The organism is Pseudomonas abyssi (assembly GCF_002307495.1).
Taxonomy (GTDB): Bacteria; Pseudomonadota; Gammaproteobacteria; order Pseudomonadales; family Pseudomonadaceae; genus Halopseudomonas; species Halopseudomonas abyssi.
This window is the reverse complement of sequence record NZ_NTMR01000045.1, coordinates 1-14,905: the sequence shown is the minus strand read 5'-3', so window position 1 is coordinate 14,905 and position 14,905 is coordinate 1. Positions and strand designations below refer to the sequence as shown.

Here is a 14,905-nt window from a genome sequence, read left to right as displayed (position 1 = left end):
GGCGCCGCAAGCCAAAGCAGGGGGTGATGATTCACTCAGACAGTAAGAATGTACTGGCCAGTGTTTCCATGTGGTCTGACTCACACAGCGATAGACCGATGATGGATGATCTGGTCGTGGAGCGTCTCGGATGGCCTGACCCACACTCCGATCGACCCTTGTGTCTTTCCCTGGACCTGTCGACCATCCGGGAACACTGCACGTCAAGGTGACCGCCTTGCCGACACATGTGACCCAAGAAGGGCCTGACGTCACGTCACTTTACTGTCTTGTCCAGGTGTCCGGTTGAAGCGGCTCTGTTCGTAATCGGTGAACCGGAGTGACCAGTCATGCCCAACGCCAAAATCAGCAGTGTTTCGAGACAGGTCGTAGGCGGTGTAGATACCCATAAAGACCTGCACGTCGCCGCAGTCGTAGACGAGCAGGATCGTATCCTGGCCAGTGAGAGCTTTGCGACTACTCGTCAGGGTTACAAACAAATGCTGACGTGGATGCGCTCGTTTGGTGAAGTGGTTCGAGTGGGCATCGAGTGCACAGGTACGTACGGTGCAGGCCTATTGCGCTACTTGGAACAGGCTGGGATCACCGTTCTTGAAGTTACTGCGCCTGATAAAAGTGATAGGCGCAAGCGGGGCAAAGATGACACCCTTGATGCCGGAAATGCGGCACATGCGGCTTTCGCAGGCGTTCGTACAGTTACCCCAAAAAAACGAGACGGCATGGTCGAATCGTTACGCGTGCTCAAAGTGTGTCGTAAGACGGCCATACAAGCTAGGCGCGTTACCTTACAGCTGATCCAGAACACTATCGTTAGTGCGCCTGATGATCTGCGTGAGTCATTACGCACGTTGACCCGCATGCAATTGATTAGAACGCTGGCAGCATGGCGTCCAGATCTATCAAGCTATCGTCAGGTCACGTCCGCCTACCGGATTGCTCTGAAGTCGCTGGGGCGGCGTTATCTCGAACTGCATGACGAGATAGCGGATTTGGATGTGATGATTGCAGCCTTGGTTGATGATCTTGCCCCAGAGCTGGTTGCCCGAAATGCCATTGGTTACGAGTCCGCTGCTCAGCTTCTACTGACAGCAGGCGACAACAGTGATCGTTTCCGCTCAGAGTCTAGCTTCGCTGCTTTATGTGGGGTTAGCCCGGTCCAGGCCTCTTCAGGCAAGGTCACCCGACATCGGCTGAATCGAGGTGGTGATCGCGCCGCAAACAGTGCGCTCCATATCATCGCTATTGGACGGCTTCGGACGGACGCTCGAACCCAGGCTTATGTCAGTCGACGTCTCTCAGAGGGACATTCAAAGCTGGAAGCAATCCGGTGCCTAAAGCGTTACATCGCACGGGAGGTCTACGGCATCATCCAGAGGCGAAATAGCGTCATCAACCAAAGCACAGTATCCACTTGACACTTAGAAGGGCGTCCAGGGTAGCCAGTTCAGCAGCGGAGACTGGCAGAGCTTTCTGAAAGCCAACAACTTGCTTGGCAGCATGAGTCGACGTGGCAACTGCCATGACAACGCGGTAGCGGAAAGCTTTTTCCAACTGCTGAAGCGGGAACGGATTAGGCGAAAGATCTACAGCACTAGGCAGGATGCTCGCGCTGACGTGTTCGACTACATCGAGATGTTTTACAACCCAAAACGCCGACACGGTTTCAACAACCAGCTGTCACCGGTAGAGTTTGAAAGGCAACATTTACTGAGCCTGGAAAGTGTCTAGGAAAGCCGGGGCGATTCACCTGGTCCTGTCCACAAAAAGTAGACACTGTTTATGCGCATTTTCGCTCAAACTCTGCTGGACTTATATTACCGAGTGCAGAGTGTCGATGTTTGCGACTATAAAAGATCTCAATGTACTCGAAGATACCGGTGGCGGCGCTATGTAATCATTTTGCATTCAGCGGACTAACGTTACTTGGAGGTCTTCCTGCTTGAAGGCGCTCATTCTCCCGTAAAAGTTCCAGTATCAGTGCATCTGCATTCGCTAGAAGGTTTAGTGCTCTGTCTCGCTGTTCCTTCATTGATGCAAGTCTCTCCCTAAGCCCACAATTCTTGCCACGTTGAGACTGACCAGATTGCATTCGCTGGTTGTTATCTGATACCCAGTTTTGAATGCTTTCGACCAGTGCAGGGAAGCGCGATTTTTTTAAAGCAGAAGGATCAACCCCTGCTTCGCGAGCCACATTATTTTGCGTTACAGCAGAGCCTTTTGGAATAATGAGAGGTTGGTTAACTTTCAACCTTTCAAAAGCTTGGCGGAACGCCCCTTCAGCACGGCTCATAGGCTTCTCATGAGAGGTTGATGACATTAATTGCATTCTCCACTGCTAGTTTTTGTATGGAAAGTGAAGTCTCTAAGGGGCTTCCTTCCTCAGCTCCGCTCAGTCGTGTTTGCAGATTGTCCCGCAAAGCCTGAATTCTGGGCAGCATGTTTTTGTCATAGAGTGCGGACTCACAAGGTTGACTACCATTTAGCCCTCCGCACCTAGCAACATGCTCAAATCCACCATACTCGCATGGCCCGTCGTTCATGCACGCGCCTAAAAACATAGGACGATAATTTATTCGCCCTTTTCTTGCCTCAGACACAAGGGCTTTATGGTCTTTTTCTGAAATGGCTGCGAGCAATTGTTCTTTGCGCTTTTCACCGTGGGGGCTAATGAATCTCGGCGATGTTACTAGCGTTACCTCTTTCGCAAGCATTTCATAGATCGTTCTAACGTATTCATTCACCGCAGAACTATTCAGACCAAATCGAAGGTGATAATGACCACTGCCGTAGTAACGAGTCATTGCCCGAGTGGCGTGCTTCAACTGGTACTGCATGGCGCTCTCAGAAACTATGCCGGAACCTGCCATGTTAACCGCTCCGGTTCGGCGAAGCTGGTGCCACCCCAGGGACCATTCATTGCCGACAAAATACTCTTTAGGGTTCAATGATGGCGTGATTAGAAGTGCAGACTCAAGGTCCCTGTCTGTGATTCGCATTTCGCTAGGATCAAATAACTTGGTGTTTTTTTGAAGCGTTGCCACGTATGAGCTTACCGTGGGTCTGATATCTTGCGTATATTCAAATCCCTTGGATTTTTTTCTCCAGGGTTCATAGGGGCGCTGATAAAGGTAAGGGTCAGATGTGTCGGAAGCACTAATTGGGACGTTGGGGTTCAGTACAGCGCACTGGATTCGTAATTTAGCAACGATTGATAGAGCGTCTATTGCTAGTTTAGCCGATGGTGCCGTAATCCACCTTGCATCGTCATCGTGTATGGTCTTCGTTGTGACGCCTGTTAGAATGTATATGTCTTCTCCAGTATTCTCATCTCTTTCAATGGAAAGGGAGTTGGTCTTTAGTGAGAATGATTCTTCGATCCGCATTAGAGAGAAGTTGACCAGATAAGCAGTGCCAACCAAACTGATTAAATTGAAGTACGCTGAAAATGATGCGGCTCCGCCTTTTTTCATTCTGGGGACCCAGCGTTCTAAAAGTTCCGTAATGCCAAACTTGTCGGATACTTCAAAGAAGGTTTTGAAGTATATGGCTTCTGGGTGCTTTTTATGGTGGCGCTTGTTATTGACATTGAAAGGCCTTAAGTGGGCTGGGAAATCCTGCGAACAGGCTTTCGCCAATGAGCCTGCATTGTGCGCATAAGTATCCAGGCAAAATTTAAAACAGTTGGCAATTGCCTCCCGATTAGCCATAAAATCTTCAAGGCAGGCTCTCAATCGCGAGGCCTGATAAAGCCATATGCGAGGAGGTATGTAAGGCGTTTGTTTGACTTTGTCGTTTTTTTCTATTGTTACTGCGATTTTACCGATGTCCCATGGCGTCAAGAGATAAAAGCCGAGTTCGTCTCTGGACTCCCAGATCTCGTGAGCTATCATAATCACGGTTTTATTTCTGCCTTTTGATGCTTCCGTGAAAATTTTATTCTGAACTGCGGGGAATTTATAAAGATCTAGCGCTGAAACCCCCTCTTTGGAACAGGCTACGAACATTGGTCGAAGAGCGGTATATATCGCCATGAGGCGCCGGGGCTTTCTGATCTTTCCGGGTCGATAGAGCCACCAAATTATTATGAGCTTAAATGTTAGGCTGTTTTCTGGTGTGTTTCCAAAGTCATCTTTTCGCCTGGGTGTATCTCCAAAATTGAATCTAAATATATATCCAACCCAAATTGACACATCCCAAATTTGGTCTCCAAATCGACTGATGGTCTCGCCGTCCCTACCGACTACAATCGGGAAATCGTTCCTAGGGGGCCACTCTGGAGGTAAATGGTTTCCAGCGCTAGAGTTGTAGTCGGGGATATCTAACGCAAGCTTTCCAAGCTCAGGTGCACTAGCCAAAATTAAGCTCCATTAATTCAATTAGACCGCCGAACATAGGGTGATACCTTTCTTCCCGCATCCTGGCTTCGGCCTCCTTGACCCAAATGCTTCGCTTATCACTTGATGCCTCGAAAACCTTGAGGCGCTGAGTAACTCGGTCAATGACTAGCTTAGTGGGATGTTCGTGGTGTGCGATTTTTGGGCTGCGATCTCTTTCAATCTCGCGGACTTTAAGGGATCTGTAGGTCAGTAGTGACCAAACATAGTCGAAGCTATCAATATCTCTGTGATGCTCGCAAAAAAAGCAGCCTGCCGAGTTAATACAATCCGCTTTGGGTGCATCATTGTGCTCTTGCTGATTCTGTTGGAAACGACCGGATGAGGCTGCGCAACCGCCGGGACTAGGTGGTTCGGAGAGTTCTTCCATAGAACGGTGGAAATACGAAATCTCGCTCGCAGCCGACTGATGATGCGGCTTCTCGTAGATCTGAATCAGTACTTCAGTAGTATGCTGGCTCATTTCTGCGGAGAGTTCTGGATCTCGACTAATTCTCAACAGCCAATTCACTCGCGCATTACGCAGGGTGATGGGTGGAATATATTTAATCCCTAGTAAATTGCATCTGTGCTTGATTGCATGAAACGAAGGCGGTGTATGGATAGATGGGATCTGATGTTTGGATGAGAATGGGAATAGCCTATCCTCTTCACTTGGACATATTTTTTCCAGCCACTCTAGGTATCTTTGAAAGATTGACCTGTATCCTTTGAAGATTCTAAATTCGGCCTCACCCTGTTTTCGCCCTTTGTAGGTCCTATAGACCTCGTAGTCATCTGATGCAGTTTTGAATCTGAATTTCCCTCTTTTAAGGCGATATGCCTGAGAGAAATTTAACCCAGTCTGTGATACAAAAATAAGAAGCTCGACTTCAATTCTTAGATTGACAAGCGGTTGTCGCGTATTTAGTGTGGGGTCGTACTCGATTCGTTTGCTTCTGTACCTATAACGGTACTTTCCTTGTGTTGTACTTTCTTCTGGTCGCGGTCCTATGGGCTTAGGGAATCCTGACCATTCTTCCAGCATGATTTCGTCATCGATCTTGATTATTAGAGGTAGTGGTTTAATTATGGATTCGTAATCCAAGTTGTCAGAGAGTAGTTTCAGTAGCTTGCCAAACTCAAAAAGTTCTTCAAGGTTCTGCTTGTCCGCCTTCGTTCCTAATACTCGTTTATTGACACTTGCCGCCGACAATCGACTCCTATGAATTGGGCCCTTTTGCACGTTTTTGATTCTGGCAATTAGCAGGTCTATAGCTTTCGCGGTTCTGTAAGCCGTCATTTGTAGAATGTCTTTTTTGATCTGAACTCTATGCACCAAGTGTTCAGTCCAGTCTCTGAATGCTATTTCCGAATTTTCATATGTGATATCGACGCCAACTGTATCTGCCCAAGAGTAGAAAGCTATCACAGACCTTATCCGAGTAATGATAGTTAACTGTCTCAGTCCTCTCGCATGGTCATTCATTATTTGTTCATGTAGTAGCCTTACGTAAGGCAGCCTTACATGAATCTTGGTGCTGTCCTCAGTGTTTTTTAAAAATTCAGGATAAAGGTTTCTAGGCGTCGCAGCTCCGCCTGGCCTTGTTAGAATTTCGAAGCTCCACGGCCATTCATGAGTGCCGTACGACAGCATCTTGAAGTCCAAATCTACGGAGGTTTTATTTTCTGTCTGTTTCATGGGTTTGCGTGATATTCAAGAACTTTTGAGTGAACTCATTCGCAAGGCTCGACATTTTTGAGTGAGCTTCGATGAATTTTATATATCCCAACGTAGTTTTTTCTTCTTTATGTAACAGGGCGCCTTTCACTAAAATTATCGCTTCGCTTACGCTTAGGTGCTTCAAACCCGCTCGCGCCAATTCCGTTGCAAAGGTACATCTAGTGCGATGGAAATGAAAATTAGTTAGTGCGTCAATTCCTTTTAACTTCGCTTTTCGCCTTAGGCGACCAAGCTCAACGTTGAATGAGCGAGCACCATTTTCGGATGTGTATCGCTTACCAAACCTTGTGAGAAACACGGCATCTTGATCTTCGCCTGCTGCTAGTGCGGTTCGACGCAATCTTCGAGGGCTGTAGATGTAATTCCTTAGATCTAATAGATCACGCTCACTAATCAATACTTGACCTGTGACCCCGAATTTTGTTTCGACAGGAGGATGAGCTCCGGGCCCCACTGCTAAAAGGTAGAACCCCCTCAGTGTTGGGGATGGGGCAGCACGGCTCACTGTCCCAACTCTGATGTCCGCAAGTGTTCCTAAGCGCATACCAGTGCCGAAGCCAAGCCTAATGAATAATGAGAGTTCTACGCTTGCATAAGTTTCAGCGGCTCTAATTATAGAGGGCACATCATCGGCCGGCACAGGCATCAGTCCGTCTTCTAAACTGAATGTACTGGATCTTCGATTAGGGATGCTTAAGCTAGTGCTGCTCACTGTCAAAGTGCGCTCTAGGCCAAATGTGTCAACGAGTTTAATGCCGATCTGCTTTTCTTCCCACATCGGCCAGTCTGGCGATAAAAGCTTATGTGCGTTAGCCCACCTGTAAAATCTCACTACTCGCGCCATGCGCTGTTGTGCGGTAGAAGGGGCCAGCCCCCCCTGGTCTATTAACGAGATCAAAAATCCCCGGAAGCGAACCAGGCATCGATCAGCTTCTCTTGCGGGGAAATGGAACCAGTGAAGGCCTTCTGCTTCTAGCCATTTCGCATACGCGTGCAGATGCCCCATTGTTGAAATGATTGTTTTTAAGTGAATCTTTTTTGAGTCGCAGTTCTCTTTAGCCCAGAGGTTCGCTTCTCTCCAAGGCGTACCATCTGCCCAGCAGATCTGTGGAAGGTTCACTGCAGGTGAACTTGGGACTCGCCCCTGCCACTCAAGCGTGCCTTGCCTAACGGATGCCCGCATCTGCTGGTAGCTGATCATTTCGAGCGTTGCCATCGCCACCCTTCCTGTGATTAGCGAATTGTCCATGATAGGTTATGTTGCCCCTTGCACCCAAGGTCTGCATGTTGCCCGTGCAGGGGCAGGGGTTCATCGCGGCGACCAGTTGAAAGCGCGCCGGAAAACGCAGCTGTTCGCGCGCGCGGGCAATATGGATGCTGCCCGACTCCAGCGGCTCGCGCAGCATCTCCAGCACCTTGCGATCAAACTCCGGCAGTTCATCCAGAAACAGCACGCCGTTGTGCGCCTGGCTGACCTCGCCGGGGCGCGGGTGACTGCCACCCCCCACCAGCGCGGCGGCAGATGCACCATGGTGGGGCGCACGGAATGGGCGGCCCGGCCAGGCCTGCAGCGGCGTGCGTTCGCAGACGGATTGAATGGCTGCAACCTCCAGTGCTTCCTGCTCCCGCAAGGGCGGCAAGATGCCCGGCAGGCGGCTGGCCAGCAGCGTCTTGCCGGTGCCCGGTGGGCCAAACAGCAGCAGGTTGTGCCCGCCGGCGGCGGCGACAATCAACGCCCGCTTGGCCTGCTCCTGACCCTGCACCTCGGCCAGCTCGGCGACCGCGGGCGGCGTGGGGGGCGTTGCTGCGGGCAGTGGCGGCAGGGTTTCCTCGCCGCGCAAGTGAGCGCACAGGGCCAGCAGGTGGTCGGCGGCAATCAGCTCTACCCCGTCGACCAGCGCGGCTTCGGTGGCGTTGGCGCGCGGCAGGATCAGGCGGCGCCCGGCCTCGCGGCAGGCCAGTGCCACGGGCAGCACGCCCTGCACCGGTCGCAGTTCACCCGACAGGGCCAGCTCGCCAATGCATTCGCAGTCTTGCAGCGCGGCGGCGGGGATCTGGCCGCTGGCTGCGAGTAACCCGAGGGCGATGGCCAGATCAAAGCGGCCACCCTCCTTGGGCAGGTCGGCAGGAGCCAGGCTGATGGTGATGCGGCGGCTGCCCGGAAACTCCAGCTGGGCATTTTGCAGGGCGCTGCGTACGCGGTCCTTGCTTTCGCGCACGGCGGTTTCCGGCAGCCCGACCAGGGTCAGGCTGGGCATACCGTTGGCCAGGTGTACTTCAACGCTGACGGCGGGGGCGTCGATACCCAGGCGGGCGCGACTGTGAATAATAGCCAGGGACATGATCACTCCTTGATCAGTGTGGCCTGATACTGCCGAGGGTCAGGCGGTTACTGCGTTTTTGCTTCCAGCTCGCTGACGCGCTTTTCTAGCGCTTCAAGGCGTTCGCGGGTGCGCATCAGCACCGCCTGCTGGGTATCGAATTCGTCCCGGCTGACCACATCCAGCTTGGACAGGGCGCTCTGCAACAGGGCTTTGAGGTGCTTTTCCACCTCTGGGCCGGGCAGGCCGCCCTCGTTCATCAGCAGGCGTGAGGCCTGGGCGCTGAGGGTATCAATCACCAGTTTGTGCAGCATGGGCAAGTCTCTGCGGGCTGTGCTTGGGACGACGGCCATCGGGCCGGTGGGCGGGCAGTGTAGCACGCTCAGGCTATCGCGCCGCACTTGTGCGTCCGCTGTGCACGCGCACCACGACCATGCACTATGCTGGTGCATGAAAGGCGTCCTGTTCCTGGGTTTTAAATGCTTTTGTTTTGCAACTATTTGAATTTTATTGAAAAAATTAAATTGGCAGAGTTTCTGCAAAGCATGCTGCAGCTGATTCCAACAGTGAACCCCATAACGGGGCACGCAGTTGGCGCACAGCCAGAATCGTGAGCGATCACATCGGGAGCACAATAATGAAGCGATTGACCCTGACAGGTTTGACCCACGCCGCGCTGCTTGCCAGCGACGACACCCGGGCGCTGTCAGTGGGGGCAGGGAAGCATTTGATCTCTGCCTGTGTCGAGATGGGTGCGCCGGCATGTGCAGGGCGTGTCGGCGATTCTGACGACTGCGACAGCACTTTTGGTTTGTCCGTTTCTAAAAGCCTCTAACTCGGCATAGACTTGTGCTGTCCCCCAGGGCAGTCCATTACACGGGAGTAGCAAAATGAAACTAGTAACGGCGGTAATCAAGCCCTTCAAGCTGGACGACGTGCGTGAAGCACTGTCCGAGATCGGCGTGCAGGGCATCACCGTAACCGAGGTCAAGGGTTTTGGCCGTCAGAAGGGTCACACCGAGCTGTATCGTGGCGCTGAGTACGTTGTCGACTTCCTGCCCAAGGTCAAGATCGACGTCGCCATCGCTGATGACATGCTGGATCGCGTCATCGAGTCCATCACCAAGGCAGCCAACACCGGCAAGATCGGCGACGGCAAGATCTTCGTGGTGAGCCTGGAGCAAGCCATCCGCATCCGTACCGGCGAAACCGGCACCGACGCCATCTGACCGCAGGTCGTTTTTCAGACTGCAGTAAACAAGCCTATATGGGGGGCTTAAAATGGAAGACATCGTACAAATCAAGTACGCACTTGATACATTCTACTTTCTGATTTGTGGTGCACTGGTCATGTGGATGGCAGCCGGTTTTGCCATGCTCGAGGCCGGTCTGGTTCGCGCCAAGAACACCACTGAAATCCTTACCAAGAACGTCGCGCTGTTTGCGATTGCCTGCACCATGTACCTGCTGGTCGGCTACCACATCATGTACTCCAGCCCGGAAGGCGGCATCTTCCCGAGCTTCGGCGTACTGATCGGTGCCGAAAACACCGTTGAAGACGTACTCGCCGGTGGCGACGATGCACCGTACTACTCGGTTGCTTCCGACTTCTTCTTCCAGGTGGTGTTCGTGGCGACTGCCATGTCCATCGTTTCCGGTGCGGTTGCCGAGCGCATGAAGCTGTTCGCGTTCCTGGTCTTCGCCGTGATCATGACTGGCTTCATCTACCCGATCCAGGGCTTCTGGAAATGGGGCGGTGGCTTCCTGAACGAAGCTGGCTTCCTGGACTTCGCCGGTTCCGGTGTGGTGCACATGACCGGTGCTACCGCTGCTCTGGCTGGTGTCCTGCTGCTGGGCGCTCGTAAGGGCAAGTACGGCTCCAACGGCCAGATCAACGCTATCCCCGGTGCAAACCTGCCGCTGGCGACGCTGGGTATGTTCATCCTGTGGCTGGGCTGGTTCGGCTTCAACGGTGGCTCGCAGCTGGTTGTGTCCAACATCTCCGACGCCAACGCGGTTGCTCAGATCTTCGTCAACACCAACGCAGCTGCTGCTGGTGGTCTGATCGCTGGTCTGGTTGTTGCCCGCATCCTGTTCGGCAAGGCTGACCTGACCATGGCTCTGAACGGCGCCCTGGCTGGCCTGGTTGCCATCACTGCCGAGCCGCTGACGCCGAGCGGCCTGCAAGCCACCCTGATCGGTGCTGTTGGCGGTGTGATCGTAGTCTTCTCTGTCCTGGCTCTGGACAAGCTGAAGATCGACGATCCGGTCGGTGCCATCTCTGTTCACGGTGTAGTGGGTATCTGGGGTCTGCTGGCGGTATGCCTGACCAACAGCGACGCTAGCCTGACTGCTCAGCTGATGGGTATCGTGGTTATCTTCCTGTGGGTGTTCATCGCCAGCCTGATCGTCTGGAGCATCATCAAACTGGTGATGGGCCTGCGCGTCAGCGAAGAGGAAGAGTACGAAGGTGTGGATATTTCCGAGTGCGGTATGGAAGCCTATCCGGAGTTCACCAGCAGCAAGAAGTAATCGCTGACTGAGTACTCGCAACACCAGACGGGGCGCCCAGTGGGCGCCCCGTTTTTTTGTGCCTGTAACCCTTGCGGTGCCGCTCGGAAGGACCGAGCTCCAGCTCGGCCATGCGTCGCAGCATGTCGGTCCGGGCGGCCTTGGTCACAGCTGCAGAGGTAAGGATCCTGCGCCGTCCCCATCCCCCGCCAGCGGACACAGCATGCTGTGTCCCTACGTGATGGCCGGTAGCTGGACGCTCACCGACAGTCCGCCCAGCGCGCTGGCTTCGAATTGCACCTGGCCGTGGTAGCGCTCAGCAAGGTCGCGGACAATGGCCAGCCCGAGCCCATGCCCCGGCATCTGCTGATCCAGCCGCCAGCCGCGGGTGCCGAGCTGGCTGCGTTCCTCGGGCGCTACGCCCGGCCCGTCATCGTGGACCTCCAGAATACGCTGATCGGCCTGCTCGCTCAGGCGCACCCGAACGCGGCTGCGTGCCCATTTGCCGGCGTTATCGGCGAGGTTGCCCAGCAGTTCGCTGAAATCCTGCTCTTCCACCGGCCAGCGGGCGGACTCGGCGAGACTGGAGTCCAGTTCGAATTCAATATGACTGTGCAGCCGGCCGAGCATCCACAGCAGCTCGCGGGCCTGTTCCAGCGGCTGGCAACTGCTGCCGGCCAGCGGGCCGCCGGAATGGCTGGCATGCAGGCTGCCGTCCAGCTGGCGACTGATGTCGTCCAGGCGCTGGCTGATCTGGCTGCGGGTCTCGGGTGTGATCGGTTGCTCGCTGCTGATCAGTTGATTGATTGCTGCGATGGGGGTCTTGATCCGGTGCGACAGATTGGCGTTGGCCTCACGGACCTTCTGCAGGCGGTGCTGCAGGGTGTCGAGCAACTGGTTCAGCTGGGCGATCAGGCCGCTGAACTCCTGGGGTACGGCGTCTCCGAGCCGTTGCAGGTGCCCTTGCTTGAGCGCTTTGAGATCCTGCTGCAGTTGGCGTACCGGGCGCATCGACAGCTGCACAGCCAGCAGAATCAGGGCAAACAGGATGGCCAGCAGCCCGATCGCAACCGCCGCAGTCCACAGATGCAGCTCGTGGGCGCTGGCCTGCAGCTGGCTGTAGTCTTCGGCTGCGACAATGGTGACCGGCTGGCCGTTGATCTGCGTTTCGGTGCGCCAGGCCATATAGCGGTGGGCCGCCGGTTCGCCCTCGGGTACGCCGTGCAGTTCGATCAGGCCCTGATCGGGCAAGTCCAGCCAGGGTAGCAGCAGATCGGACCACTGTGGATGTGACAGGCGCGCGTGTTCGCCGATCCTGAGTACAAACAAGTGATGTGACAGTGCACCGAAATAGTTGCCGTCGAGCGCCTCCAGCCCGGCGGGAGAGCCGAGTTGCTGCTCGATCATGGCCACCTCCTGCTGCAGGCGCTCGCGCACGAAGTCGCGGGACATGCGATCCAGCAGTGCCCCATGCAGATACCACGCGAGCAGCATGAACAGGGTGGCAAACGGCAGCAGCCAGAGCAGCAATGTGGTGCGGATCGAGCGGGTGCGCCTAGTCGTCTGCGGTAAAGACATAGCCTTGCCCTCGCTGGGTTTTGATGGCGTTGCGGCCAATCAACAGGCGCAGCCGGCGGATATAGGTTTCGATGGTGTTGAGCGTGGGCTCGGCGTCCAGATTATAGAGCTGCTCCAGCAGTGCTTCCTTTGGATGCAAGCGATTCGGGCGGCTCATCAGACAGCGCAGCAGACGAAACTCGGTACCGGTCAGTGGTTGCCATGCACCGTCCGGGGTGCGCACCCGCTGGCGCTCCTCGTCGAGCAGGTAGTTGCCGGCCTGAATCTGCGTGTGACTGCGGCCCTCGCTGCGCCGCAATAGCGCCTGTAGCCGGGCCAGCAGCTCTTCCGGGTGAAAGGGCTTGGTCAGGTAGTCGTCGGCCCCGGCTTTCAGGCCGTTGACCTTGTCCTGCCAGCGGTCGCGGGCGGTCAGCAGCAGAATCGGCAGATCCCGCCCGGCATCGCGCCAGCGTGCCAGCAGCTGCAGACCGTCGCCGTCGGGCAGGCCGATATCCAGCACGATCAATCGGTAGTCTTCCTGCTGTGCCAGCTGGTCTGCGGTGAGGGCCGAGCCGGTCGCATCCACGGCAAAGCCAGCCTGGCTCAGGCTCTCATGCAGGCTGTTGCGCAGCAGTTCATCGTCTTCCACCAGCAGCAGGCGCATGGGCGGTTTCTCTTTTCTTTGTGGGGTTCAGTCAGGATTCAGTTTCGCTCGGCAAGCTGCAGTCATTCCCAACGGGTGGAGCAGAGAGTGCATCGGCAACCGGGGTGGTTGTCAATTCTGCGTCCGTTGGCGGTCCTTTCAGCAACAGGAGATACACGCATGAATCGCACAGTGAACGGGGTGGTCGCGGCGCTGCTGCTCGGCGCAACAACGGCCGCGGGCGCGGCGGCTAGCGAGGGCGGTGAGCCCGGCGACGCGCAACAGGTCAGCCGTACCATCGAGATTGTCATGCACGACAACTACTTCGAGCCCGAGCAGCTGAGCTTTGCCGCGGGCGAGACGGTGCGCCTGAAGGTGCGTAACGAGGGTGCGCTGGTGCACGAGTTCAACATCGGCACCGCAGCCATGCACGAGGCCCATCAGGGGCAGATGCAGATGATGGTGGAGCATGGCGTGATTCAGGGCGATCACCTCAACCATGAGCGCATGAAGATGGACATGGGCGGCGGCCACACCATGGAGCACAACCACGCCAACAGCCTGCTGCTGGAGCCGGGGCAGGAGGCTGAGCTGGTCTGGACCTTCGCCCGTGCCGACAGCCTGGAGTTCGCCTGCAATGTGCCCGGCCACTATCAGGCCGGGATGGTCGGAGGCATTCATGTTGAGTAAAGGATTTGCTGCCGCCCTGGCGCTGCTGCCGCTGATCAGCTGGGCGGGTGAATACAGCCTGACCGTCGACCGGGTGACCATCGACACCGGTGACTTCAGCAAACAGGGCATTGGCTATAACGGCGCCTCGCCCGGCCCGATTCTGCGCTTTCGCGAAGGCGAAGACGTCACCATCCACGTGACCAACAATCTGGACGAGCCTACCTCGGTGCACTGGCACGGGCTGATCTTGCCCTATCAAATGGATGGCGTACCGGGGCTGAGCTACCCCGGTATTGCGCCAGGCGAGACCTTCACCTATCGCTTCCCGATCAAGCAGTCTGGCACCTACTGGTTTCACAGCCATTCGGGTTTTCAGGAGCCGGACGGCGCCTACGGGGCGATTGTCATTGAGCCTGAGGGGCGCGAGCCGTTTCGCTACGACCGCGAGTACGTGGTGCAGCTGACCGACAAACACCCGCACTCGGGCGACCGCATCATGCGCAACCTGAAAAGCTCGGCTGACTACTACAACCGCCAGCAGCAGACGGTGGGCGACTTCTGGCGCGATAGCCGCGAGCGTGGCCTTGGCGCCACGCTGAAAGACCGCCTGATGTGGGGCGATATGCGCATGATGTCGAGCGATATCGAGGATGTGCAGGGCTTTACCGGGCTGATCAACGGCAAGGGGCCGGAGCAGAACTGGACCGGATTATTCAAACCCGGTGAGCGGGTGCGCCTGCGGCTGATCAACTCGTCTGCCATGACCTACTTCGATGTGCGCCTGCCCGGTTTGAAAATGACCGTGGTGCAGGCCGACGGCAATAACGTGCAGCCGGTCACGGTCGATGAGCTGCGTATTGGCGTTGCCGAGACCTATGACGTCATTGTTCAGCCGAAGGAAGACCAGGCTTACACCCTGTTCGCCGAATCCATGGGTCGCTCGGGTTTTGCCCGCGGCACTCTGGCGCCGCGTGAGGGCATGCAGGGTGAGATTCCGGCGCTGCGTCCGGTACCGCTGCTGACCATGGCCGATATGGGCATGGCGCATGCGGGTATGGATCATGGCGACATGGCCGGCATGGAT

Annotated in this window: 14 protein-coding genes and 1 pseudogene; 7 read left to right on the top strand and 8 right to left on the bottom strand. The window is 55.4% G+C overall.

The features are described 5' to 3' along the window. The first annotated feature begins 329 nt into the window (after positions 1 to 329). Both CNQ84_RS19900 and CNQ84_RS19895 read left to right on the top strand, forming a co-directional pair. Complete coding sequence (locus tag CNQ84_RS19900) at positions 330 to 1,415, top strand: IS110 family RNA-guided transposase (RefSeq protein ID WP_079744078.1); 1,086 nt, start codon at positions 330 to 332, stop codon at positions 1,413 to 1,415. 16 nt (positions 1,416 to 1,431) lie between these two features. Next, positions 1,432 to 1,728: pseudogene (locus tag CNQ84_RS19895) on the top strand (IS3 family transposase); the annotation flags it as partial. A gap of 166 nt (positions 1,729 to 1,894) precedes the next feature. Here CNQ84_RS19895 and CNQ84_RS19890 read toward each other — a convergent pair. The 6 genes from CNQ84_RS19890 to CNQ84_RS19870 are packed head-to-tail and all read right to left on the bottom strand — an operon-like array spanning position 1,895 to position 8,752. Next, complete coding sequence (locus tag CNQ84_RS19890; protein ID WP_245841562.1) at positions 1,895 to 2,290, bottom strand: hypothetical protein; 396 nt, start codon at positions 2,288 to 2,290, stop codon at positions 1,895 to 1,897. 7 nt (positions 2,291 to 2,297) lie between these two features. Next, entirely contained in the window at positions 2,298 to 4,355 is a 2,058-nt protein-coding gene (locus tag CNQ84_RS20425) for a hypothetical protein (protein WP_133065929.1), read from the bottom strand. Then, the gene (locus CNQ84_RS19885; protein ID WP_133065928.1) at positions 4,348 to 6,075 is read right to left on the bottom strand and encodes a hypothetical protein; all 1,728 of its coding nucleotides are present in this window, start codon (positions 6,073 to 6,075) and stop codon (positions 4,348 to 4,350) included. Before CNQ84_RS19885 ends, CNQ84_RS20425 begins: the two co-directional genes overlap by 8 nt. Beyond that, positions 6,056 to 7,333 (bottom strand): tyrosine-type recombinase/integrase, encoded by a 1,278-nt coding sequence (locus CNQ84_RS19880; protein ID WP_229744497.1) that lies wholly within the window; start codon positions 7,331 to 7,333, stop codon positions 6,056 to 6,058. Before CNQ84_RS19880 ends, CNQ84_RS19885 begins: the two co-directional genes overlap by 20 nt. Further along, a complete protein-coding gene (locus CNQ84_RS19875) occupies positions 7,284 to 8,459 on the bottom strand; it encodes a YifB family Mg chelatase-like AAA ATPase (protein WP_096006495.1) in 1,176 nt (391 codons plus the stop codon). The genes CNQ84_RS19880 and CNQ84_RS19875 overlap by 50 nt, the downstream gene beginning before the upstream one ends. 47 nt (positions 8,460 to 8,506) lie before the next feature. Beyond that, positions 8,507 to 8,752, bottom strand: a complete 246-nt coding sequence (locus CNQ84_RS19870; RefSeq protein ID WP_065336106.1) for an accessory factor UbiK family protein — start codon at positions 8,750 to 8,752, stop codon at positions 8,507 to 8,509. Positions 8,753 to 9,075: 323 nt separating this feature from the next. Here CNQ84_RS19870 and CNQ84_RS19865 point away from each other — a divergent pair, with 323 nt between their 5' ends. From CNQ84_RS19865 to CNQ84_RS19855, 3 genes are read left to right on the top strand one after another with little or no spacing between them, the layout of a single operon-like run. Beyond that, complete coding sequence (locus CNQ84_RS19865; protein ID WP_096006494.1) at positions 9,076 to 9,273, top strand: hypothetical protein; 198 nt, start codon at positions 9,076 to 9,078, stop codon at positions 9,271 to 9,273. A 55-nt stretch (positions 9,274 to 9,328) separates the two neighbouring features. Next, a complete protein-coding gene (glnK, locus tag CNQ84_RS19860) occupies positions 9,329 to 9,667 on the top strand; it encodes a P-II family nitrogen regulator (RefSeq protein ID WP_096006493.1) in 339 nt (112 codons plus the stop codon). A gap of 52 nt (positions 9,668 to 9,719) precedes the next feature. Next, a complete protein-coding gene (locus tag CNQ84_RS19855) occupies positions 9,720 to 10,970 on the top strand; it encodes an ammonium transporter (protein WP_083725579.1) in 1,251 nt (416 codons plus the stop codon). Between the two features lie 213 nt (positions 10,971 to 11,183). Here the strand turns inward: CNQ84_RS19855 and CNQ84_RS19850 are convergent, their stop codons facing one another. Further along, positions 11,184 to 12,527, bottom strand: a complete 1,344-nt coding sequence (locus CNQ84_RS19850) for a sensor histidine kinase (protein WP_096006492.1) — start codon at positions 12,525 to 12,527, stop codon at positions 11,184 to 11,186. Continuing rightward, positions 12,505 to 13,170, bottom strand: a complete 666-nt coding sequence (locus CNQ84_RS19845) for a response regulator transcription factor (protein WP_096006491.1) — start codon at positions 13,168 to 13,170, stop codon at positions 12,505 to 12,507. Before CNQ84_RS19845 ends, CNQ84_RS19850 begins: the two co-directional genes overlap by 23 nt. A gap of 159 nt (positions 13,171 to 13,329) precedes the next feature. On the opposite strand from CNQ84_RS19845, the gene CNQ84_RS19840 reads away from it, so the two are divergent. Then, positions 13,330 to 13,839 carry a cupredoxin domain-containing protein gene (locus CNQ84_RS19840; RefSeq protein ID WP_096006490.1) on the top strand — a complete coding sequence of 170 codons (510 nt, stop codon included), beginning with the start codon at positions 13,330 to 13,332 and terminating at the stop codon, positions 13,837 to 13,839. Next, the coding region (locus tag CNQ84_RS19835; RefSeq protein WP_133065927.1) for a copper resistance system multicopper oxidase at positions 13,829 to 14,905 on the top strand (1,077 nt) is incomplete at its 3' end. The genes CNQ84_RS19840 and CNQ84_RS19835, both read left to right, overlap by 11 nt.

What these genes read in the sequence shown, in the direction of transcription:
- CNQ84_RS19900 (WP_079744078.1), top strand. Translation starts at nt 330, where the DNA reads ATGCCCAACGCCAAAATCAGCAGTGTTTCGAGACAGGTCGTAGGCGGT.
- CNQ84_RS19890 (WP_245841562.1), bottom strand. Translation starts at nt 2,290, where the DNA reads ATGAGCCGTGCTGAAGGGGCGTTCCGCCAAGCTTTTGAAAGGTTGAAA.
- CNQ84_RS19885 (WP_133065928.1), bottom strand. Translation starts at nt 6,075, where the DNA reads ATGAAACAGACAGAAAATAAAACCTCCGTAGATTTGGACTTCAAGATG.
- CNQ84_RS19880 (WP_229744497.1), bottom strand. Translation starts at nt 7,333, where the DNA reads ATGGCAACGCTCGAAATGATCAGCTACCAGCAGATGCGGGCATCCGTT.
- CNQ84_RS19875 (WP_096006495.1), bottom strand. Translation starts at nt 8,459, where the DNA reads ATGTCCCTGGCTATTATTCACAGTCGCGCCCGCCTGGGTATCGACGCC.
- CNQ84_RS19870 (WP_065336106.1), bottom strand. Translation starts at nt 8,752, where the DNA reads ATGCTGCACAAACTGGTGATTGATACCCTCAGCGCCCAGGCCTCACGC.
- CNQ84_RS19865 (WP_096006494.1), top strand. Translation starts at nt 9,076, where the DNA reads ATGAAGCGATTGACCCTGACAGGTTTGACCCACGCCGCGCTGCTTGCC.
- glnK (WP_096006493.1), top strand. Translation starts at nt 9,329, where the DNA reads ATGAAACTAGTAACGGCGGTAATCAAGCCCTTCAAGCTGGACGACGTG.
- CNQ84_RS19855 (WP_083725579.1), top strand. Translation starts at nt 9,720, where the DNA reads ATGGAAGACATCGTACAAATCAAGTACGCACTTGATACATTCTACTTT.
- CNQ84_RS19850 (WP_096006492.1), bottom strand. Translation starts at nt 12,527, where the DNA reads ATGTCTTTACCGCAGACGACTAGGCGCACCCGCTCGATCCGCACCACA.
- CNQ84_RS19845 (WP_096006491.1), bottom strand. Translation starts at nt 13,170, where the DNA reads ATGCGCCTGCTGCTGGTGGAAGACGATGAACTGCTGCGCAACAGCCTG.
- CNQ84_RS19840 (WP_096006490.1), top strand. Translation starts at nt 13,330, where the DNA reads ATGAATCGCACAGTGAACGGGGTGGTCGCGGCGCTGCTGCTCGGCGCA.